The sequence below is a fragment of the Pseudomonas sp. FDAARGOS_761 genome, from assembly GCF_013343155.1.
In the GTDB taxonomy this organism is placed as follows: Bacteria; Pseudomonadota; Gammaproteobacteria; order Pseudomonadales; family Pseudomonadaceae; genus Pseudomonas; species Pseudomonas aeruginosa.
Genome location: NZ_CP054572.1, coordinates 1613642 through 1634737 on the forward strand (window position 1 = coordinate 1613642; position 21096 = coordinate 1634737).

Annotated in this window: 20 protein-coding genes; 16 read left to right on the plus strand and 4 right to left on the minus strand. The window is 67.3% G+C overall.

Going from position 1 to position 21096, the window contains the following annotated elements:
• Positions 1–86: 86 nt before the first annotated feature.
• Positions 87–692 (plus strand): acyl-homoserine-lactone synthase LasI, encoded by a 606-nt coding sequence (gene lasI / locus FOC67_RS07680; protein ID WP_003083017.1) that lies wholly within the window; start codon positions 87–89, stop codon positions 690–692.
• Positions 693–798: 106 nt separating this feature from the next.
• Here lasI and lapD read toward each other — a convergent pair whose 3' ends face one another.
• Together lapD and lapG are read right to left on the minus strand one after the other, a co-directional pair.
• The gene (lapD, locus tag FOC67_RS07685; protein ID WP_073699815.1) at positions 799–2751 is read right to left on the minus strand and encodes a cyclic di-GMP receptor LapD; all 1953 of its coding nucleotides are present in this window, start codon (positions 2749–2751) and stop codon (positions 799–801) included.
• Positions 2752–3465, minus strand: coding sequence for a cysteine protease LapG (lapG, locus tag FOC67_RS07690; protein ID WP_009314798.1), 714 nt, complete (start codon positions 3463–3465; stop codon positions 2752–2754).
• A 180-nt stretch (positions 3466–3645) separates the two neighbouring features.
• Between lapG and mexM the strand changes: the two genes are divergently transcribed.
• The 4 genes from mexM (at position 3646) to FOC67_RS07710 (ending at position 10126) form a co-directional block, all read left to right on the plus strand.
• Positions 3646–4803, plus strand: coding sequence for a multidrug efflux RND transporter periplasmic adaptor subunit MexM (gene mexM / locus FOC67_RS07695; RefSeq protein ID WP_009314797.1), 1158 nt, complete (start codon positions 3646–3648; stop codon positions 4801–4803).
• Positions 4800–7910, plus strand: coding sequence for a multidrug efflux RND transporter permease subunit MexN (gene mexN, locus FOC67_RS07700; RefSeq protein ID WP_058171033.1), 3111 nt, complete (start codon positions 4800–4802; stop codon positions 7908–7910). Before mexM ends, mexN begins: the two co-directional genes overlap by 4 nt.
• A 103-nt stretch (positions 7911–8013) precedes the next feature.
• Positions 8014–8703, plus strand: a complete 690-nt coding sequence (locus FOC67_RS07705; protein ID WP_003083028.1) for a heavy metal response regulator transcription factor — start codon at positions 8014–8016, stop codon at positions 8701–8703.
• Entirely contained in the window at positions 8681–10126 is a 1446-nt protein-coding gene (locus FOC67_RS07710; RefSeq protein ID WP_003122945.1) for a sensor histidine kinase, read from the plus strand. Before FOC67_RS07705 ends, FOC67_RS07710 begins: the two co-directional genes overlap by 23 nt.
• Positions 10127–10134: 8 nt before the next feature.
• On the opposite strand, the gene FOC67_RS07715 is transcribed toward FOC67_RS07710, so the two are convergent.
• Together FOC67_RS07715 and FOC67_RS07720 are read right to left on the minus strand one after the other, a co-directional pair.
• Positions 10135–10542 carry a YbaN family protein gene (locus FOC67_RS07715; protein ID WP_003087079.1) on the minus strand — a complete coding sequence of 136 codons (408 nt, stop codon included), beginning with the start codon at positions 10540–10542 and terminating at the stop codon, positions 10135–10137.
• A gap of 11 nt (positions 10543–10553) precedes the next feature.
• Entirely contained in the window at positions 10554–11141 is a 588-nt protein-coding gene (locus FOC67_RS07720) for a YecA family protein (RefSeq protein WP_003083037.1), read from the minus strand.
• Between the two features lie 187 nt (positions 11142–11328).
• Between FOC67_RS07720 and FOC67_RS07725 the strand changes: the two genes are divergently transcribed.
• The 11 genes from FOC67_RS07725 to FOC67_RS07775 all read left to right on the plus strand — a co-directional run bounded on the left by FOC67_RS07725 (position 11329) and on the right by FOC67_RS07775 (position 21024).
• The gene (locus FOC67_RS07725) at positions 11329–12612 is read left to right on the plus strand and encodes a flagellar hook-length control protein FliK (RefSeq protein WP_009314793.1); all 1284 of its coding nucleotides are present in this window, start codon (positions 11329–11331) and stop codon (positions 12610–12612) included.
• 243 nt (positions 12613–12855) lie between these two features.
• Positions 12856–13377: a flagellar basal body-associated protein FliL gene (gene fliL / locus FOC67_RS07730; RefSeq protein ID WP_003083042.1), complete on the plus strand. Its 522-nt coding sequence runs from the start codon at positions 12856–12858 to the stop codon at positions 13375–13377.
• 7 nt (positions 13378–13384) lie between these two features.
• On the plus strand, positions 13385–14356 hold the full coding sequence (gene fliM, locus FOC67_RS07735; RefSeq protein ID WP_003083045.1) for a flagellar motor switch protein FliM: 972 nt from the start codon (positions 13385–13387) through the stop codon (positions 14354–14356).
• A gap of 27 nt (positions 14357–14383) precedes the next feature.
• The gene (gene fliN / locus FOC67_RS07740; protein WP_003083049.1) at positions 14384–14857 is read left to right on the plus strand and encodes a flagellar motor switch protein FliN; all 474 of its coding nucleotides are present in this window, start codon (positions 14384–14386) and stop codon (positions 14855–14857) included.
• Between the two features lies 1 nt (position 14858).
• Positions 14859–15311, plus strand: a complete 453-nt coding sequence (fliO, locus tag FOC67_RS07745) for a flagellar biosynthetic protein FliO (RefSeq protein WP_003083051.1) — start codon at positions 14859–14861, stop codon at positions 15309–15311.
• A complete protein-coding gene (gene fliP / locus FOC67_RS07750; protein ID WP_009314792.1) occupies positions 15308–16075 on the plus strand; it encodes a flagellar type III secretion system pore protein FliP in 768 nt (255 codons plus the stop codon). The genes fliO and fliP overlap by 4 nt, the downstream gene beginning before the upstream one ends.
• Positions 16076–16119: 44 nt before the next feature.
• Positions 16120–16389: a flagellar biosynthesis protein FliQ gene (gene fliQ, locus FOC67_RS07755; protein ID WP_003083053.1), complete on the plus strand. Its 270-nt coding sequence runs from the start codon at positions 16120–16122 to the stop codon at positions 16387–16389.
• Positions 16389–17165: a flagellar biosynthetic protein FliR gene (fliR, locus tag FOC67_RS07760; RefSeq protein ID WP_003133221.1), complete on the plus strand. Its 777-nt coding sequence runs from the start codon at positions 16389–16391 to the stop codon at positions 17163–17165. The genes fliQ and fliR overlap by 1 nt, the downstream gene beginning before the upstream one ends.
• 2 nt (positions 17166–17167) lie before the next feature.
• On the plus strand, positions 17168–18304 hold the full coding sequence (gene flhB / locus FOC67_RS07765; protein ID WP_003083056.1) for a flagellar biosynthesis protein FlhB: 1137 nt from the start codon (positions 17168–17170) through the stop codon (positions 18302–18304).
• A gap of 72 nt (positions 18305–18376) precedes the next feature.
• On the plus strand, positions 18377–19639 hold the full coding sequence (locus FOC67_RS07770; protein WP_009314790.1) for a YgcG family protein: 1263 nt from the start codon (positions 18377–18379) through the stop codon (positions 19637–19639).
• 32 nt (positions 19640–19671) lie between these two features.
• Positions 19672–21024 (plus strand): YgcG family protein, encoded by a 1353-nt coding sequence (locus tag FOC67_RS07775; RefSeq protein ID WP_009314789.1) that lies wholly within the window; start codon positions 19672–19674, stop codon positions 21022–21024.
• The last annotated feature ends 72 nt before the right edge of the window (positions 21025–21096 follow it).

Here is a 21096-nt window from a genome sequence, read left to right on the forward strand (position 1 = left end):
GGTTCACCGAAATCTATCTCATTTGCTAGTTATAAAATTATGAAATTTGCATAAATTCTTCAGCTTCCTATTTGGAGGAAGTGAAGATGATCGTACAAATTGGTCGGCGCGAAGAGTTCGATAAAAAACTGCTGGGCGAGATGCACAAGTTGCGTGCTCAAGTGTTCAAGGAGCGCAAAGGCTGGGACGTTAGTGTCATCGACGAGATGGAAATCGATGGTTATGACGCACTCAGTCCTTATTACATGTTGATCCAGGAAGATACTCCTGAAGCCCAGGTTTTCGGTTGCTGGCGAATTCTCGATACCACTGGCCCCTACATGCTGAAGAACACCTTCCCGGAGCTTCTGCACGGCAAGGAAGCGCCTTGCTCGCCGCACATCTGGGAACTCAGCCGTTTCGCCATCAACTCTGGACAGAAAGGCTCGCTGGGCTTTTCCGACTGTACGCTGGAGGCGATGCGCGCGCTGGCCCGCTACAGCCTGCAGAACGACATCCAGACGCTGGTGACGGTAACCACCGTAGGGGTGGAGAAGATGATGATCCGTGCCGGCCTGGACGTATCGCGCTTCGGTCCGCACCTGAAGATCGGCATCGAGCGCGCGGTGGCCTTGCGCATCGAACTCAATGCCAAGACCCAGATCGCGCTTTACGGGGGAGTGCTGGTGGAACAGCGACTGGCGGTTTCATGACGGGGACCTGTCGGCTCGCGCCGGCGCGTTCTCTGTCGGAGAGGGAGCGCCTGGCGTCGATGCCGAATCCGCTGTAAAGCGAGTCCGACCCGCTCCGGACTCGCTATCAGGCATCCCCGGACCAGGGCGCCGGGCTGCCGAACAGGCGTCCCATGGCGCCACGCAAGCCCATTTCCCGCAGTACTTCGAGTTCACCGAGGGTTTCCACCTGTTCCGCGATCAACGGTAGATCGATGCTGTGGGTGGTGCGATAGACCGCTTCGATGAACAACCGCTTGTCGCCTTCCCGGTCGACGGCGTGCAGGTAGCAGCCGTCCAGCTTGAGGTAGGCCAGCCCCAGATGGGTAAGGTTGCCGATCAGGCTGAAGCGGCCGCCGAAATGCTGCAGGCCGAGACCGCAGCCCAGTTCGCGCAGGACCTGGCTGAGGCGCTCCAGTTCGGCCGCGGCTGGCAGGTGCCGCTCGTCCAGTTCCAGGGTCAGCTGGCGCGCCTCCTGCGGATGCGCCTTGAGCAGGGCCAGTAGCGGGGCGAACGCCTGCGCATTGCGGACGCTGGCGGCCGACAGGCTCAGCGCCAGCGGCCGTGGATGGCGCCGCAGGTGCTCCAGGCTCTGTTCGAGCATCGCCAGGTCGAGACGCGCGGCCCAGCCGAAACGTTCTATCCAGGGCAGGAAGCGCCCGGCGGCGATGGCCGTGGCCTGCGGGTCGAGCAGGCGCGCGAGGACCTTGTGGTGGAGGACGCGCTGGGTGTCCAGGCAGTCCACCACCGGCTGGAAATAGAGCAGCAGGCGGCGCTCCGTCAGGGCCTGGTCGATCCAGTCGTGCCAGTCCTGGCTGTCGTTGAGCGCCGCGAGCGCGGTGCCGTCCTGGCTCGCCCAGGGCTGGGCGGGCTGGCTTTCGGCCTGGGCCAGGGCCTGGTCGGCACGGGCCAGGAGATCCGCGGGCGAGTCGCCTTCGGCGAACGCGCTGATACCGAGATAGGCGACCGGCGTGAGATCGCTGGCACCGGTGCGGGCAAGATTCTCCAGGCCTTCGCAGAGTTCCTCGGCCAGGCGTTCGGCCTGCTCGCGGGAGCAACCGGGAGCCAGCACGGCGAACTCGCCGCCGCGGCTGCGGGCCAGCAGCCAGTCGGCGCGCCCTTGCTGGCCGCAGGAGTCGACCAGCAAGCGGGCGACCGCCTGGATCAGTTCATCCGTGCGCTGCCCGCCGAGACGCTGGTTCAGCCCGTTCAGGTCGTTCAGGCGCAGCAGCAGGAGCTGCCCGGCATGCTCGTGCTCGCCGGCACCCAGCTGTTCGTTGAGGCGGGCGTCGAACAGGCGCCGGTTGGGTAGGCCGGTGAGACTGTCCTGGTAGGCCTGGGCGCGTAGCTTGTCGCTACGCGCGGCCTCCTCGGCGAACAGCGTGCGAAGTTTCTCCACCATCTGGTTCATCGCCTGCACCACGCGGCGCAGCTCCGGCGTGCGCGGCAGCCTGGGCAGGCTGAGGAATTCCCGCCGGCTGATGGCATGGGCCTGGCGCACCATCTGGTCGAGCGGGCGCAGTTGGCGGCGCAGCAGCCAGCCGCCAAGCAGCAGGCTCACCGCGCCGCAGGCCAGCAACCAGTAGAGGCTGCCCAGGGCGCTGTCCCACAGGCGCGCCAGGGCGAATTGCGGATGGCTGATCACCTCGACCCGCGCCGCCTGTTCCCAGCCGCGCATGATCAGCGCATCGCCACCCTGGGGCTGAAGATCCACCAGGCGCGCGAACCAGCCTGGCACCGTGCGCTCGGCATGCGCCTGCACGCGCTCGACCAGCGGCTTGCCGCTCTTGATGTCGATCACCCGGATGCTGGCGAAGTAGCCGCTGTCGAAGATCGAGCTGACCATCAGTTGCACCATCGCCGGGTCGTCCACGTGCGGCGTCAGGGACAGGCCGAGGGCGGTGGCGGCGTCCTGGGCGTGGGAGCGCAACTGGCCGCGCAACTGCTCGCGGGAGTTCTCCACGCTGCTGACGAAGCTGCCGCTGAAGGCGACGACGAGGAACAGGCAGATGGCGAGGAACAATTGCTTGAGCAGTGACATTCAATCCTCCTTGGGTGCGTCGAGGTCGAGGCCTTCGGCGCGCATCTTGGTCAGCAGGTCCTGCCAGCGCGACAGCTTCTTGCTGTCGCCGGTCCGGCGTCCGCCGTCGGGTCCGGGCAGCCAGAGGCCCTCGGCATTGAAGGCGTACACTGGCAACAGGTCGTCGCGTTGCGAAGCGGGGCGGATCTCGCCGATCAGGTTGTCCAGCACCAGTGGGTCGGCGCCCGGGCTGGCGTACCAGGTCAGCACCATGTGCGCCTGGTTCAGGCGCAGGGCCTTGACGTAGGTGATGCGCAGCTTGTCGCTGGCGACGCCGAGGCGACGCAGGGTCACGTACTTGGCGATGGCGTAGTCCTCGCAGTCGGCGGCGCCCTTGACCAGCGCTTCGACCGGAGTCGCCCAGTAGTCTTCCTGTCGCCAGATCTCGATGTCGTCGGTGAAGCGTAGCGATTGGTTGAAGAAGTCGTTGACCGCGCGCAGCTTGGCCGCTTCGTCGAGCGTGCCGCCCTGTTCGAGCAGGCGGCCCCAGTCGCCCAGGCGCGATTTCGCCGCGCCCAGCTCGCCGTAGCGCTGCTCGGCACGGCTCAGTATCGACTCCAGGTCCCACTGCGCCAGCGCCGCGCCGACTGCCAGCAGCAATGTCGCCGCCAGCGACAGCAGCCAGGGGGCGTAGGCCCTGGGGCAGGGCCGGCGGGCGCCGGGGGTTGGTGACATCGAGCGGGCTCCGGAAGGACTCAGCGAAGTCTACGAGAGCGCCGGGCGGCCTGCCAGCGCGGGGTGTCCGGCGAAACTGACAGGATTGTCATTCAGGGGTCAGGGTGGGGTCCCGCTGCGCTGCTTATAAAGAAGAACGAAGTCGGCCGCGCGAGGCCGGCGACTGGGAAAGGTGGACAGATGCAGGCGTTGCGCAGTGGTGGGGGGCGGGTCCTGGTGGGCGTGCTGGCGGCGGGCCTGGTCGCCTTCGGCGGTTGGGCATGGCTCGGCGGCGACGCCGGGGCGAAGGCGGCGCCCGCGCCGGCCAGGGTCCCGGTGAACGTGGCGCGGGTGGAGCGGCGCGACGTCGAGCAACAGGTCAGCGGCATCGGTACGGTGACTTCGTTGCACAACGTGGTGATCCGCACCCAGATCGACGGCCAGTTGACCCGCCTGCTGGTGAGCGAAGGGCAGATGGTCGAGGCGGGCGAGTTGCTGGCGACCATCGATGACCGCGCCGTCGTCGCCGCGCTGGAGCAGGCGCAGGCCTCCAGGGCGAGCAACCAGGCCCAGCTGAAATCCGCCGAGCAGGACCTGCAACGCTACCGCAGCCTGTATGCCGAGCGTGCGGTGTCACGCCAACTGCTGGACCAGCAGCAGGCGACGGTCGACCAGTTGCGCGCGACCCTGAAGGCCAACGATGCCACCATCAACGCCGAGCGGGTGCGCCTGTCCTACACCCGGATCACCTCGCCGGTATCCGGCAAGGTTGGTATCCGCAACGTCGATGTCGGCAACCTGGTGCGGGTCGGCGACAGTCTCGGCCTGTTCAGCGTGACCCAGATCGCACCGATCTCCGTAGTCTTCTCCCTGCAACAGGAACAGTTGCCCCAGTTGCAGGCGCTGCTCGGCGGCGAGGCGGCGGTGCGCGCCTACAGCCGCGACGGCGGGAGCGCGCTGGGCGAGGGCCGGTTGCTGACCATCGACAACCAGATCGACATTTCCACCGGCACCATCCGCGTGCGCGCCTCCTTCGATAACCGCCAGGCCCGGCTCTGGCCCGGGCAGTTCGTCGCGGTGAGCCTGCACACCGGGGTCCGGCGCGACCAGTTGGTGCTGTCGAGCAAGGCGGTGCGCCGCGGCCTGGAGGGCAATTTCGTCTACCGGGTCGCCGCCGACCGGGTCGAGGCGGTGCCAGTGCGGGTGCTCCAGGACATCGACGGCCTCAGTGTGGTGGAAGGCCTGGCCAGCGGTGACCAGGTGGTGGTGGACGGCCACTCGCGGCTGATGCCCGGAGCCCTGGTCGATATCCAGGAGCCGCGCCCGAGCCTGGCTCAGGCCACGGAGCGGCAGCCGTGACGCCGCGCGCCGGGATTTCCGGCTGGTGCGTACGGCACCCGATCGCCACCGCGCTGCTGACCCTGGCCTCGCTGCTGCTGGGGCTGCTGGCGTTCCTCCGGCTCGGCGTGGCGCCGTTGCCGGAGGCGGACTTCCCGACCATCCAGATCAACGCCTTGCTGCCCGGCGGTAGCCCGGAAACCATGGCCTCGTCGGTGGCCACCCCCTTGGAAGTGCAGTTCAGCGCGATTCCCGGGATCACCGAGATGACCTCCAGCAGCGCCCTGGGCACCACCACCCTGACCCTGCAGTTCAGCCTCGACAAGAGCATCGACGTCGCCGCCCAGGAGGTCCAGGCGGCGATCAACGCCGCGGCCGGGCGGCTGCCGGTGGACATGCCGAACCTGCCGACCTGGCGCAAGGTCAACCCGGCGGACAGCCCGATCATGATCCTGCGGGTCAACTCGGAGATGATGCCGCTGATCGAACTCAGCGATTACGCCGAGACCATCCTCGCCCGCCAGCTCAGCCAGGTGAACGGCGTGGGGCAGATCTTCGTGGTCGGCCAGCAGCGCCCGGCGATCCGCATCCAGGCCCAGCCGGAGAAGCTCGCCGCCTACCAGCTGACCCTGGCCGACCTGCGCCAGTCGTTGCAGTCGGCCAGCGTCAACCTGGCCAAGGGTGCGCTCTACGGCGAGGGGCGGGTGTCGACCCTCGCGGCCAACGACCAGTTGTTCAACGCCAGCGACTATGACGACCTGGTGGTCGCCTACCGCCAGGGCGCGCCGGTGTTCCTCAAGGACGTGGCGCGGATCGTCTCGGCGCCCGAGGACGACTACGTGCAGGCCTGGCCGAACGGCGTGCCCGGGGTGGCGCTGGTGATCCTCCGCCAGCCTGGGGCGAACATCGTCGATACCGCCGACGCGATCCAGGCCGCGCTGCCACGCCTGCGCGAGATGCTCCCGGCGACCATCGAGGTAGACGTGCTCAACGACCGCACCCGGACCATCCGCTCGTCGTTGCACGAGGTCGAACTGACCCTGCTGCTGACCATTGGCCTGGTGGTGCTGGTGATGGGCCTGTTCCTCCGCCAGCTGTCGGCGACCCTGATCGTCGCCACGGTGCTGGCGGTGTCCCTGAGCGCCAGCTTCGCGGCGATGTACGTGCTCGGCTTCACCCTCAACAACCTGACCCTGGTGGCGCTGATCATCGCCGTCGGCTTCATCGTCGACGACGCCATCGTGGTCGTGGAGAACATCCACCGACACCTGGAAGCGGGCGCCTCGAAGGTCGAGGCGGCGCTCAAGGGCGCGGCGGAGATCGGCTTTACCGTGATTTCCATCAGCTTCTCGCTGATCGCCGCGTTCATTCCCCTGCTGTTCATGGGCGGGATCGTCGGCCGGCTGTTTCGCGAATTCGCGGTCAGCGTGACGGTGGCGATCCTGATCTCGGTGGTCGCTTCGCTGACCCTGGCGCCGATGCTGGCTTCGCGCTTCATGCCGGCATTGCGGCATGCCGAAGCGCCGAGAAAGGGCTTCGCCGAATGGCTGACCGGCGGCTACGAACGCGGCCTGCGCTGGGCGCTCGGGCACCAGCGGCTGATGCTGGTCGGCTTCGCCTTTACCGTGCTGGTGGCGGTGGCCGGCTACGTCGGGATTCCCAAGGGTTTCTTCCCCTTGCAGGACACCGCCTTCGTCTTCGGCACGAGCCAGGCTGCCGAGGATATCTCCTACGACGACATGGCCGCCAAGCACCGGCAACTGGCCGAGATCATCGCCAGCGACCCGGCGGTGCAGAGCTACAACCATGCGGTGGGCGTCACCGGCGGTAGCCAGAGCCTGGCCAACGGGCGTTTCTGGATCGTCCTCAAGGACCGTGGCGAGCGCGATGTCTCGGTCGGCGAGTTCATCGACCGGCTGCGCCCGCAACTGGCCAAGGTGCCGGGAATCATGCTCTACCTGCGCGCGGCGCAGGACATCAACCTCAGTTCCGGACCCTCGCGGACCCAGTACCAGTACGCCCTGCGCAGCAGCGACAGCACCCAGCTGGCGCTCTGGGCGCAACGCCTCACCGAGCGCCTGAAGCAGGTGCCGGGGCTGATGGATGTGTCCAACGACCTGCAGGTCGGCGCCAGCGTCACCGCGCTGGACATCGACCGGGTGGCCGCGGCGCGTTTCGGCCTCAGCGCCGAGGATGTCAGCCAGACCCTCTACGACGCCTTCGGCCAGCGCCAGGTCGGCGAGTACCAGACCGAGGTCAACCAGTACAAGGTGGTCCTCGAACTCGATGCGCGCCAGCGCGGCCGCGCGGAAAGCCTGGACTGGTTCTACCTGCGCTCGCCGCTGAGCGGCGAGATGGTCCCGCTGTCGGCCATCGCCAAGGTCGCGGCGCCGCGCTCCGGGCCGCTGCAGATCAACCACAACGGCATGTTCCCGGCGGTCAACCTGTCCTTCAACCTGGCTGCCGGGGTGTCCCTCGGCGAGGCGGTGCAGGCGGTGCAGCGCGCCCAGGAGGAGATCGGCATGCCCTCGACCATTATCGGCGTGTTCCAGGGCGCGGCGCAGGCCTTCCAGAGCTCGCTGGCCTCGCAACCGCTGCTGATCCTCGCCGCGCTGATCGCGGTGTACATCATCCTCGGGGTGCTCTACGAGAGTTTCGTGCATCCGCTGACGATCCTTTCGACCCTGCCCTCGGCGGGGATCGGCGCGGTGTTCCTGCTCTGGGCCTGGGGCCAGGACTTCTCGATCATGGCGCTGATCGGCATCGTGCTGCTGATCGGTATCGTCAAGAAGAACGGCATCCTCATGGTCGACTTCGCCATCGTCGCCCAGCGCGAGCAGGGCATGAGCGCGGAGCAGGCGATCTACCAGGCCTGCCTGACCCGTTTCCGGCCGATCATGATGACCACCCTGGCCGCGCTGCTGGGCGCGATACCCCTGATGATCGGCTTCGGCACCGGTTCCGAGCTGCGCCAGCCTCTGGGCATCGCGGTGGTCGGCGGGCTGCTGGTGAGCCAGGTGCTGACCCTGTTCAGCACGCCGGTGGTATACCTGGCCCTGGAGCGACTGTTCCACCGGCGCGGGGCGACGACCTCGGACGGCGGAACCGCTGGGGCGACGGCGACATGAGGCGTAACGGACACGGCTTTCCTGGACGGCGGCGCGTGGCTAGGATGCAGGCAGGCATGCGTCCCGCCCGGGATGCGAAGGCGAACAGAGGATCGGGCGATAGATGCGGGTACTGATTGTCGAGGACGAGGCGAAGACGGCGGACTACCTGAACCGTGGCCTCAGTGAACAGGGGTTCACCGTGGACCTGGCGGACAACGGCATCGACGGTCGCCACCTGGCGCTCCATGGCGAGTACGACGTGATCGTGCTCGACGTGATGCTGCCGGGCGTCGACGGCTACGGCGTTCTGCGGGCGTTGCGCGAGCGGCGGCAGACCCCGGTGATCATGCTCACCGCGCGCGAGCGCGTGGAAGACCGGGTGCGCGGGCTGCGCGAGGGCGCCGACGACTACCTGATCAAGCCGTTCTCCTTCCTCGAACTGGTCGCCCGCCTGCAGGCCCTGACCCGGCGCGGCGGCAACCATGAAAGCCATTCGCAGATGCGCATCGCCGACCTGTCCATCGACCTGCTCAGCCGCAAGGTCTTCCGCGGCAACACTCGCCTGGAGCTGACTGCCAAGGAGTACGCGCTGCTCTGCGTGCTGGCCCAGCGCAGCGGCGAGATCCTATCGAAGACGGCGATCGCCGAACTGGTCTGGGACATCAACTTCGATACCGACACCAATGTCGTGGAGGTGGCGATCAAGCGCCTGCGCGCCAAGCTCGACGGTCCGTTCGAGAACAAGCTGCTGCATACCATCCGGGGCATGGGCTACGTCCTGGAGAACCGTGCGCTGGCGGAGTCGGGCTGAGGTGGGCATGTCCTTGTCGACCCGCCTGGCGGGAATGTTCGCCGGCGCCGCGGTGGTGATCTTCGCCCTCATCGGCACCATGCTCTATTGCATCCTCGACCGCCAGACCGAGCGCCTGCAGCAGGGCGAGGTGGACGTGCGCTTCAACATGGTCTCGCGGATGCTCGACCATCCCGACCTGGCCGAGCGCTGGCCGCACCTGCAGGGCAAGCTGGACAACCTGAGCCAGGAGTACGAGCTGATTCGTTTCTGGATCGACAGCGACGACCCGCGCTATCACTACGGGCGCTTCAGCGAACCGGTGCAGCGGCTGATCGCCGATGGCGCCGGCCGCTACGAACTGGAGTTGCCGGAGCACCGGTACGCGCTGACCGCGCGGGTCGGCGTGTTGCCGGCGCGCGAGGGGCGGCCGCGGCTGACCTACGTCACCGCCATCGACAGCGCGGCGTTCCATGAGGCGCGGACCTCCACCCTGAAATGGCTGCTCGGCCTGTCCGCCCTCGGTGTGCTGCTGGCCTCGTTGCTTGGCCACTGGATCGCCCGCCTGGGCCTGTGGCCGGTGCATCGGCTCTCCGAGGAGGCCCGGCGGATCAGCCCGCGGCAGTTGTCGCAGCGCTTGCAGCTCTCGCCGCTGCCGGCCGAGCTGCGCGAACTGGTGGGAGCGTTCAACGGCGCCCTGGACCGCCTGGAGCAGGCCTACGTGCGCCTGGAGTCGTTCAATGCCGACGTCGCCCACGAGCTGCGCACGCCATTGACCAACCTGATCGGCCAGACCCAGGTGGCGTTGTCCCGCGAACGCAGCGGCGAACATTACGAAGAGGTCCTGCAATCCAACCTGGAGGAGCTGGAGCGGCTGCGGGCGATCGTCAACGATATGTTGTTCCTCGCCCGCGCCGACCAGGGACGCCTGGCCTGCGAGCGTGAGGAAACCTCGCTGGCCGGCGAGATCGCCACCACGGTGGATTTCCTCGAGGTGATCTTCGACGAGGCCGGGGTCGGTATCGAGGTGCGCGGCGAGGCCCGCGCGCTGGTCGAGCGCGCCCTGTTCCAGCGGGCGGTGACCAACCTGCTGTACAACGCCGCCCAGCACACCGCCGCCGGCGGCACGCTGCGGGTCGGCGTCGAGCGGCGTGGCGACGAAGTGCGGGTGGCGGTGAGCAACCCCGGCGTGCCGATCGCCGACGAGCACCGCAGGCACCTGTTCGAGCGCTTCTATCGGGTCGACGCGGCGCGCAGCAACAGCGAGGCCAACCATGGCCTCGGCCTGTCCATCGTCAAGGCGGTGGCGAGCATGCACGGCGGTTCGGTGTTCGTCGACAGCGCGGACGGCTGGAACACCTTCGGCTTCACCGTGCTGAGCCCCGAGCGACGCGGGTCCGGCGACCGCTTGCCGCTGGGCGAGGGCGATCCGGCACTGTCCTGAGCGGGCCCTCAGGCGTCGTGCGGCGGGCGGGTCTTCTGGCGGAGGATATAGATGCTGACCAGTACCGCGCTGGTCAGCATGAAGCCCTGGGCCCAGGGGCGTCGGACCAGGTAGCAGGAAAGGGCGATGCTGGCCCACATCAGGCCGATGGCGTAGACCTTGCCCTTGAGCGGGATGCCTTCGCCGTCGAGATAGTCGCGGATCCACGGGCCGAGCCGTGGATGGCCGACCAGCCAGTGGTAGAAGCGCGGCGAGCTGCGCATGAAGCAGGCCGCCGCGAGGAGCAGGAAAGGCGTGGTCGGCAGCACCGGCAGGAAGATGCCGATCACGCCCAGGGCTACGCTTAGGAAACCCACGGCCTGGAGGCTATAGCGCACCCAGGCACGAGCGCTCGGGCGAATTTCCCGCTGCGCCACCGCGGCGCTCCTTAGTGCGTGCGCGGCTTGAGCAGGGCGGGCTTTTCTTCCGGCGCCTGGCAGAGCAGGAACAGGTTGGTCAGCAGGTCGGGAATCTGCGCGACCATGTCGTCCACCAGGTGGCGGTCGCGGGCGATCTCGTCGAACTCGGGCTGCTCGTCGAACAGGCCGGAGCCGACCATGATCGGCAGCAGCAACTCGCTGACTTCCTCCTCGGCCTGCTCGAACCAGACTTCCTCGCGAAGGAACACGCCTTCCATGAAGCCGATGCACCAGCCGCGCAGGTCGGAGTCGTCCGGCTCGTCGCCGAGGTCGAGGTCGCAGGGCAGCTCGAGGTCTTCGTCGCTGGCCAGCACGCGGGTGATGTGCGCCTTGAGCTGCTCGAGGGAAGTCTCGATCTCCTGGCGCTCCTCATCGCTGCGGTAGTGCGGCGGTTCGGCGAACAGGGCGTCGATCCACTCCCGCTCCGGCACCTGCTCCGGGCAGATGGAGAGGGCGGTCAGGTAGCCGTGGGTCGCCACGTAGTCCAGCGCTTCTTCGTGCAGGTCATCGGCATCGAGGAAGGCTTGCAGACGGGACAGTTTTTCGGCGAAGGACATCAGGGTACTACCTCGGGAGGGATGCGGCTCTGGATTGTAGTCCAGACGGGACCTGCGGGCAAAGCGAGCGTGCCTGCTGCGGCGCCCTGGCGAGCGTTTCACGGAGGCTCTCGGCGAAGTTGGCCCGGACCTTGCTCCATCCCTTGCGCAAGCCACGACGCAATCCCTTCGCAAATGGAGAATTCCCATGGCCGTCGCCCCTGGTGTGTTGTTGCCGCCGACGCCTGATGTAAAGCCCAAGGCCGCTGCGCCGAAGAGCCAGCAGAAAACGCCTGAGCCCAGTAACGACAAGACTTCCAGCTTCTCCGACATGTATGCCAAGGAGACCGCGAAGAAGCCCGCCGAGCGCGCCGACGGTCCCGCGAAGGGTTCGCGGGACAAGCCACGGGACGCCGGCAAGGACGCCGCCGAAGCGCAGCCGACGGATGCCGTCAGGCAGCCGGCCGTTGCCGAAGACGGCAAGCCTTTGCCGGCCGACGGCCAGGCCAAGGCCGACGGCGAAGATAAAGTCGAAACGCCGGTCGATCCGCTGCAATTGCTCGGTCTCGGCGGTGCCGTACCGTTGCTCGACGAGAATACCCAGGCGACTTTGCTGCCACCGGCCGTGCCGACGGCCAGCAGTGCTCCGGCCAGCCTTACCGAAGCCAGCAGCGACCCGACCCTGGTCAAGCTCAACGGCGTGCCGGCGGTGAACATGGCCCTGGAGCAGGGCGCCCAGGACGCCGCGCAGACGGCGAAAGGCGGGCCGGCGAAGAGCGCCGATCCGCGCCAGGCGAACCTCGGCGATGCCCTTGCCGGCCTGACCTCGGATTCCTTGACCAAGGCCGTCGACGGCAAGGCGCTCGAGGCCCAGTTGCAGCAGACCGCCGAGCCGGCCGTCGCCAGCGCCGCCTCCGAGAGCCTGCTGGAGAGCAAGGCGGAGCCGCGCGGCGAGCCTTTCGCGGCCAAGCTCAACGGGCTGACCCAGGCCATGGCGCAACAGGCCCTGACCAACCGTCCGGTGAACGGTACGGTGCCCGGCCAGCCGGTGGCGATACAGCAGAACGGCTGGAGCGAGGCGGTAGTGGACCGGGTGATGTGGATGTCCAGCCAGAACCTGAAGTCGGCGGAGATCCAGCTCGACCCGGCCGAGCTGGGACGCCTGGACGTGCGCATCCACATGACCGCCGACCAGACCCAGGTGACCTTCGCCAGTCCCAACGCCGGCGTTCGCGACGCCCTGGAAAGCCAGATGCACCGGCTGCGTGACATGTTCAGCCAGCAGGGCATGAACCAGCTCGACGTGAACGTCTCCGACCAGTCGCTGGCGCGGGGCTGGCAGGGCCAGCAGCAGGGCGAGGGCGGATCGGCGCGCGGACGAGGCTTTGCCGGCGAGGCCTCGGGCGATGAGGAAACCCTTGCCGGAGTCAGCGAGATCCGCAGCCGGCCGGGTTCCTCGGCGGCGCGCGGTCTGGTCGACTACTACGCCTGAGGCGAACGACTGCATTTCCCCTTTGGGCCTCCTGCGGGAGGCCTTTCTTTTTCCGGAGCGGGCGATTTCGCAAAAGACGGGGATGATTTCCTGTGGCCAGGCTGTAATATCCGCGCCGTCTATCATCTCGGACAGCATTCCGGGGCTGGCCCCAGGGGGCGGGGCGGCGTTGCAGAAATGGCACAACCCTTGCTCTGCCCCTGTGAAACCCTTCATTTGACGCTATAGCGACGGATTTTTGGCATGGCTAAGAAAGAGGCGACACCCGCCGACGCGGGGGCTCCGAGCGGCGGCAAGAGCAAGCTGAAGCTGATCCTGCTGATCGTGGTCGGCCTGCTGCTGGCGATCGGCCTGTCGGTGGGCGGCACCTGGTTCTTCCTCAGCAAGTCGCTGAAGGCCGAGAAGACCGAGGAAGTCGCCAGCGAGGCGGCGAAGCCGGGCAAGCAGCCGGCGCTCTACGAGATCCTGGCGCCGGCCTTCGTCGTCAACTTCAACCAGAACGGCCGGCAGCGCTACATGCAGGTCGGCGTCGCGTTGATGGGGCGCGACAAGGCGCAGATGGACGCATTGCGCGAGCACATGCCGCTGGTTCGCAATAAACTGGTGATGCTGTTCTCGAGTCAGAGTTTCGACTCGCTGGTGACGCCGGTGGGCAAGGAAATGCTCCGCCAGCAGGCGACCGCCGGATTGCAGGAACTGGCCAAGAAGGAAACCGGCCAACTGGCTATCGAACAAGTGTTGTTCACCAATTTCGTGCTGCAGTAGGTATCCCATGGCCGTGCAAGATCTGCTTTCCCAGGATGAAATCGACGCGCTGTTGCACGGCGTCGACGATGGCCTGGTGGAAACCGAAGTCGAGGCGACGCCGGGATCGGTCAAGTCCTATGACCTGACCAGCCAGGACCGCATCGTCCGGGGCCGCATGCCGACCCTGGAGATGATCAACGAGCGTTTCGCCCGCTACACCCGCATCAGCATGTTCAACCTGCTGCGCCGTTCGGCCGACGTCGCGGTCGGCGGCGTGCAGGTGATGAAGTTCGGCGAGTACGTGCACTCGCTGTACGTTCCCACCAGCCTCAACCTGGTGAAGATGAAGCCGCTGCGCGGCACCGCGCTGTTCATCCTCGACGCCAAGCTGGTGTTCAAGCTGGTGGACAACTTCTTCGGCGGCGACGGCCGCCACGCCAAGATCGAGGGCCGCGAGTTCACCCCGACCGAACTGCGGGTGGTGCGGATGGTGCTGGAGCAGGCCTTCGTCGATCTGAAGGAAGCCTGGCAGGCGGTGCTGGAGATGAACTTCGAGTACGTCAACTCGGAGGTCAACCCGGCCATGGCCAACATCGTCAGTCCCAGCGAGGTGGTGGTGGTCTCCACCTTCCACATCGAACTGGACGGCGGTGGCGGCGACCTGCACATCACCATGCCCTATTCGATGATCGAGCCGATCCGCGAGATGCTCGACGCCGGTTTCCAGTCCGACCACGACGACCAGGACGAGCGCTGGATCAAGGCCCTGCGCGAGGACGTGCTGGACGTCCAGGTACCGCTCGGCGCCACCGTGGTCCGCCGCCAGCTCAAGCTGCGCGACATCCTGCACATGCAGCCGGGCGACGTGATCCCGGTGGAGATGCCGGAACACATGGTGATGCGCGCCAACGGCGTGCCCGCCTTCAAGGTCAAGCTGGGCGCCCACAAGGGCAACCTGGCGCTACAGATTCTCGAAGCGGTCGAGCGCTCGCGCTGACCGCTTCCCCCGGAGGAAAGACGAACCATGGCAGACGAAGAAAAAGTGACCACCGAGGAACAGGCACTGGCCGACGAATGGGCGGCGGCGCTGGCCGAGGCGGGCGACGCCAGCCAGGACGACATCGATGCGCTGATGGCCCAGGGCGGCGCGACCCCCGTGGCGGAGCCGAGCACCCCGCGGGCGCCGATGGAAGAGTTCGGCGCTTCGCCGAAGGCGCCGACCATTTCCGGCCTGGAGGGGCCCAACCTGGATGTGATCCTGGACATCCCGGTGACCATCTCCATGGAAGTCGGGCATACCGACATCAGCATCCGCAACCTGCTGCAGCTGAACCAGGGGTCGGTGATCGAACTCGATCGCCTGGCCGGCGAGCCGCTGGACGTACTGGTCAACGGCACCCTGATCGCCCACGGCGAGGTGGTGGTGGTGAACGAGAAGTTCGGCATCCGCCTGACCGACGTGATCAGTCCCAGCGAACGCATCAAGAAGCTGCGCTGACATGCGTCGCTACCTGTTCGCCGGCTTCCTGCCGGCACTCGCCTCGCTGAGCGCGCCGCTGTGCGCCGCCGAGGGGACGACGGGTGCCGCCGCGCCGACGGTGGGCGCCGCTTCCGGCGCCGCCGCGCAACTGGCCCAACTGGTGCTCGGCCTGGGCCTGGTGATCGGCCTGATCTTCCTGCTCGCCTGGCTGGTGCGCCGGGTGCAACAGGCCGGTCCGCGCGGCAACCGCTTGATCCGCACCCTCGCCAGCCAGCCGCTGGGTCCGCGCGACCGGCTGGTGCTGGTGCAGGTCGGCGAGGAGCAGATCCTGCTTGGCCTGACGCCCGGCCGGATCACGCCGTTGCACGTGCTCAAGGAGCCGGTACACCTGCCGGACGGCGAGCCGGCCACGCCGGAATTCGCCCAGCGCCTGCTGGAGCTGCTGAACAAGGACCCCAAGGGTAAGCCATGACTCCGCGCATCTCCCTGGCCGGCGCGCTCACCGCGCTCTGCCTCCTGCTGCTGGCGCCGTGGCCGGCGCTGGCCGCCGACCCGACATCGATCTCGGCGATCACCGTGACCACCAACGGCCAGGGCCAGCAGGAGTATTCGGTCAGCCTGCAGATCCTGCTGATCATGACCGCGCTGAGCTTCATCCCGGCGTTCGTCATGCTGATGACCAGCTTCACCCGGATCATCATCGTCTTCTCCATCCTGCGCCAGGCGCTGGGCCTGCAATCGACGCCGTCGAACCAGGTGCTGGTGGGGCTGGCGCTGTTCCTGACCATGTTCGTCATGGCCCCGGTATTCGACAAGATCAACAGCCAGGCCCTGCAGCCCTACCTGAACGAGCAGATTCCCGCCCAGGAAGCCCTGCAAAAGGCCGAGGTACCGCTGAAGGCGTTCATGCTGGCGCAGACTCGCACCTCCGACCTGGAGCTGTTCGTGCGCCTGTCCAAGCGCACCGACATCGGCAGCCCGGAGGCGACGCCGCTGACCATCCTGGTCCCGGCCTTCGTCACGTCCGAGCTGAAGACCGCGTTCCAGATCGGCTTCATGATCTTCATCCCGTTCCTGATCATCGACCTGGTGGTGTCCAGCGTGCTGATGGCGATGGGCATGATGATGCTGTCGCCGCTGATCATTTCCCTGCCGTTCAAGATCATGCTGTTCGTCCTGGTGGATGGCTGGGCGCTGATCATCGGGACGCTGGCGGGCAGTTTCGGCACCGTCTAGCGGTGCCGCCGGCTTGACGCGCCGCTGGCGCGCTGGAGAGAGACATGACCCCTGAGGTGGCACTCGACCTGTTCCGCGAGGCGTTGTGGCTGACGGCGATGATCGTCGGCGTGCTGGTGGTTCCGAGCCTGCTGGTCGGTCTCGTGGTGGCGATGTTCCAGGCCGCCACCCAGATCAACGAACAGACCCTGAGCTTCCTGCCGCGCCTGATGGTGATCCTGCTCACCCTGATCGTGCTGGGTCCCTGGCTGCTGCGGCAGCTGATGGAGTACACCCAGACGCTGATCGGCAACATCCCGCTGCTGATCGGCTGATGCTGGAGCTGACCAACGCGCAGATCGGCGGCTGGATCGCCAGCTTCGTGCTGCCGCTGTTCCGGGTCGCGGCGCTGCTGATGACCATGCCGGTGATCGGCACCCAGCTGGTGCCGGTGCGGGTGCGCCTGTACCTGGCGCTGGGCGTCTGCGTGGTGCTGGTGCCGAACCTGCCGCCGATGCCGCAGGTGGACGCGCTGAGCATGAAGGCCATGCTGCTGATCGGCGAGCAGATCCTGGTCGGCGCCTTGCTCGGCTTTTCCCTGCAGTTGCTGTTCCACGCCTTCGTGATCGCCGGGCAGATCATCTCGATGCAGATGGGCCTGGGCTTCGCTTCCATGGTCGATCCGGCCAACGGCGTCTCGGTGCCGGTGCTCGGCCAGTTCTTCACCATGCTGGTGACGCTGCTGTTCCTGGCGATGAACGGCCACCTGGTGGTGTTCGAGGTGATCGCCGAGAGCTTCGTCACCCTGCCGGTGGGCGAGGGCCTGAGCGGCAACCATTTCTGGATTATCGCCGGCAAGCTCGGCTGGGTGATGGGCGCGGCGCTGCTGCTGGCGCTGCCGGCGATCACCGCGCTGCTGGTGGTGAACCTCGCCTTCGGCGCCATGACCCGCGCGGCGCCGCAACTGAACATCTTCTCCATCGGCTTTCCATTGACCCTGGTGCTGGGCCTGGTGATCCTCTGGATCGGCACCGCCGACCTGCTCAGCCAGTACCAGGTGCTGGCCGGCGAGGCCCTGCAATTCCTCCGTGAACTGGTGCGGGCGAGGTAGCCATGGCCGAGAGCGAGAGCGGGCAGGACAAGACAGAGGAACCCACGGAGAAACGCCGCCGCGAGGCGCGCGAGAAAGGGCAGTTGCCGCGTTCGCGGGAGCTGAACACCCTGGCCATCCTCATGGCCGGCGCCGGCGGCCTGCTGATCTACGGCGCCGACCTGGCGGGCGCCCTGTTGCGCCTGATGCGCAGCAATTTCGAGCTGTCCCGGGAAACCGCGATGAATACCGAGAGCATGCTGCAATTGCTCGGCGCTTCGGCCTACCTGGCGGCCCAGGGGCTCTGGCCGATCCTGCTGATGCTGCTGGTGGCGGCGATCGTCGGGCCGATCGCCCTCGGCGGCTGGCTGTTCTCGATGGACGCCCTGCAACCCAAGTTCAGCCGGCTCAACCCGCTGTCGGGGCTGAAACGGATGTTTTCCGCCAAGTCGCTGCTCGAACTGAGCAAGGCGCTGATCAAGTTCCTGGTGGTGCTGGCGGTGGCCCTGCTGGTGCTCTCCGCCGACCGCGACGCCCTTCTGGCGCTGGCGCACCAGCCGCTCGAGCAGGCGATCCTGCACAGCGTGCGGGTGGTCGGCTGGAGCGCCTTCTGGATGGCCTGCAGCCTGCTGCTGATCGCCGCGGTGGACGTGCCCTACCAGATCTGGGACAACCGCCAGAAGCTGCTGATGACCAAGCAGGAAGTCCGCGACGAATACAAGGACTCCGAGGGCAAGCCCGAGGTCAAGTCGAAGATCCGCCAGATGCAGCGCGAGATGGCGCAGAGACGGATGATGGCGGCGGTGCCGGAGGCCGACGTGGTGATCACCAACCCGACCCACTTCGCCGTGGCCCTGAAGTACGACCCGGCGGGCGGCGGGGCGCCGCTGCTGCTGGCCAAGGGCAACGATTTCCTGGCCCTGAAGATCCGCGAGGTGGCCCAGGAGCACAAGGTGATGGTCATGGAGTCGCCGGCGCTGGCGCGAGCGGTGTACTACTCCACCGAGCTGGACCAGGAGATTCCCGCCGGGCTCTATCTCGCCGTGGCCCAGGTGCTGGCCTATGTCTACCAGCTCAAGCAGTACCAGGCCGGCAAGGGCAAGCGGCCGAGCCCGTTGAAGGACCTGCCGATCCCGCCGGACCTGCGTCGCGACGAGTGACCGGGCTGGAGCTGCGCGCCGCGCTGTGGCAGCCTTGGCCGATACCCGCTCGGGATGAGAGCTTTGCCGTTCATGGATCGAACCCTGTCTGATCGTATTTTCCCGTCTGTCCTCCTGTTGCTCGCCCTGGCCTGGCTGCTGCCCTGGATGCCTGCGCACGCCGAAGCGCCGGCGGAATGGGTCGCCTTGCCCCTGTCGGAGCGGGTGGTGGATGCCACCCACACGCTGGACGAGGCGACGCGCCAACGCCTGGTGGAGAAGCTCGAGGTGCTGGAGCGGCGACGCGGCGCGCAGATCGCGGTGGTGATGCTGCCGACTACCGGTACCCTCGATATCGAAGCCTTCTCCGACAAGCTGTTCCAGGCCTGGAAGCTCGGCCGCAAGGCGGTCGACGACGGTCTGCTGCTGGTGGTGGCCAAGGATGACCGGCGCATGCGCATCGAGGTCGGCTACGGCCTGGAGGGTGCGGTGCCCGATGTGGTCGCCGGACGGATCATTCGCGAGCGGATGGCCCCGGCATTTCGCGAGGGCGACTACGCCGGCGGGATCGAGGCCGCGGTGGACGAGCTGATCCGCCTGGTCGACGGCGAAACGCTGCCGGCGGCTGCGTCGTCGTCGGGTACGCCGGAGGTCTCGCTGGGGCCATTGCCGGCGGAAGCTTGGGCGTTGCTGGTCGCTTTCATCTACGGATCGTTGGCCGGAGTGCTGTTGAGTGCCCGGGCGCTGCGCTGGCCCTGGCTGCTCGGCGGGGCGCTGCTCTGCTGGCTGCTGGGCACGCTGGCCGGCGCTTCCGGCGAATGGATGAGCGTGCTGCTGGTGGCTCCGCTGTGCATGCTGGTCGGCGGCGCGACCTTCGGCGCGCTGTGGACGGTGCGCCCGGCTTTCTACCTGGTGATCGGCGTACTGGTCTATGTAGCCCTGCTCGGGCTGGCGGCGCATTGGTTCAGCGCGGTGTCCTTCATCTACGGCCTGCTGTGGCCGGCCGGGGTGCTGATGCTGGCGGTTCTCTGCTGGTCGAACTACCGCCTGATGCGCTCGCTGTGGCGCGAGCGGCGGAAAAGTTTCCACCGCCGACTGTGGGCGTTGCTGGCGGCCTACCTGCTGCTCGGATTGCTGTCCGGTGGCCTGGACGCACCGCTGGTCTGGCTGGCCCTGCTACCGTTCCAGCTCATGCTCGGGCTGCTGGTGTTCGGCCAGGTACGCCTGGGTGGGGGTGGTGGAGGCTCGTCGGGAAGCTCCGGCGGCGGTTCCTCCTCCTCTTCCTCCTCGTCGTCCGGCGGCTTTTCCGGGGGCGGTGGTTCCAGCGGCGGGGGCGGTGCCTCGGGCAGTTGGTAATGGGTTCCCGTTCATTTCATTCGGAGACAAGGATGTCTGCAATCACGCGTTATCTCGCCATGCTTCGCCTGTCCGGCATGCTGCTCTGCGCCGCCGCGATTCCCTCCGTTGCCACCGCGACGGTGCCGGTCACCGTCGCGGTGGCAGCGTCCGATGTCGAGGAGGAGGCCGTGGAGGCATCGGCGGTCGGCGCCGAGGCCGAGGCAGCGCGCGATGCGGGCTACGAGTCCGCGGAGGTTCCGGCGCTGGCGCGGCGGGTGACCGACCTTACCGCGACCCTCGACTCCGCCGAGCGTGCCCGCCTGGAAGCTTCGCTGGCCGCGCTGGAGGCCCGGAAGGGTGCCCAGGTAGCGATCCTGATGGTGCCCAGCACCTATCCGGACAGCATCGAGGCCTATGCGACGCGGGTCTTCGAGGCATGGAAGCTGGGGCGCAAGGGGATCGATGACGGCGTCCTGGTGCTGGTGGCGAAGGACGACCGGCGCATGCGCATCGAAGTCGGCTATGGCCTGGAAGGAACGATCACCGACATCGATGCCGGGCGGGTCATCCGCGAATACATGACCCCTGCGTTCCGTCAGCAAGACTACGCCGGCGGCCTGGAAGCGGCGGCGCAGCGCCTGGTACGACTGATCGACGGCGAGGCGTTGCCGCCGCCGCCGCGCGACCCGCTGGAGCCCGGCGCGGTACGGCAGACCCTGGCTATCGCATTCCTGCTCGGCGCTCTCGGCGGGGTGGCGCTGCTGGTACGCCCGCGCGCCTGGTACTGGACCCTGGGTACGGTAGTGGCGCTCGCTGCGGCGTTGGCGCTGGGGCGGCACTGGCCGGCATGGGCGATGGTGGCGCTGGCGGAGATGGTGGCGGTCCTGGGCGTCGGCTTCGGCGCCTTGCTCAAGTATTCGCGCGGTGCCCGCTGGTTCTTCGCCATTCTTGTGCTCTATGCGCTGGGGCTGTTCTGGGCCTACGGCCGTTATGGCCTGCCGGTGCTCCATTACGGATTGGCCGTGCCGCTTTCGCTGGGGCTGACCCTGCTGATGCTGGCCGGTGCCTGGCAGGGGCTGCGCAGAGGACGGCGCTGGGCCTACCTGCCGGGCCTGCTCGGCCTGCTGCTGACCCTGGCCCTGGAGTGTCTGCTGTTGCTGGTGGACGACCCGCTGAACAGCATCGAGGCGCTGATCATCCTGCCCGCCGCTTGCCTGCCGCTGCTCATCGGTTGCAATTTCAGCGCCGGCGGCTCGGGGGGAGGGCGTCGGCGCGGCGGCGATTACGCTAGCTCATCGGGTTCCTCGTCTTCCTCGTCGTCGAGTTCGTCCAGTTCGTCTTCGGACTCGTTCTCCGGCGGCGGAGGCTCGAGTGGCGGTGGTGGCGCCTCCGGCAGTTGGTGATTGGCGAAAACCCTTTTTCAATCAATGAATTGAAAAGTTGGAACGGTTCCTGCAGTGACCCGCCCGACGCGC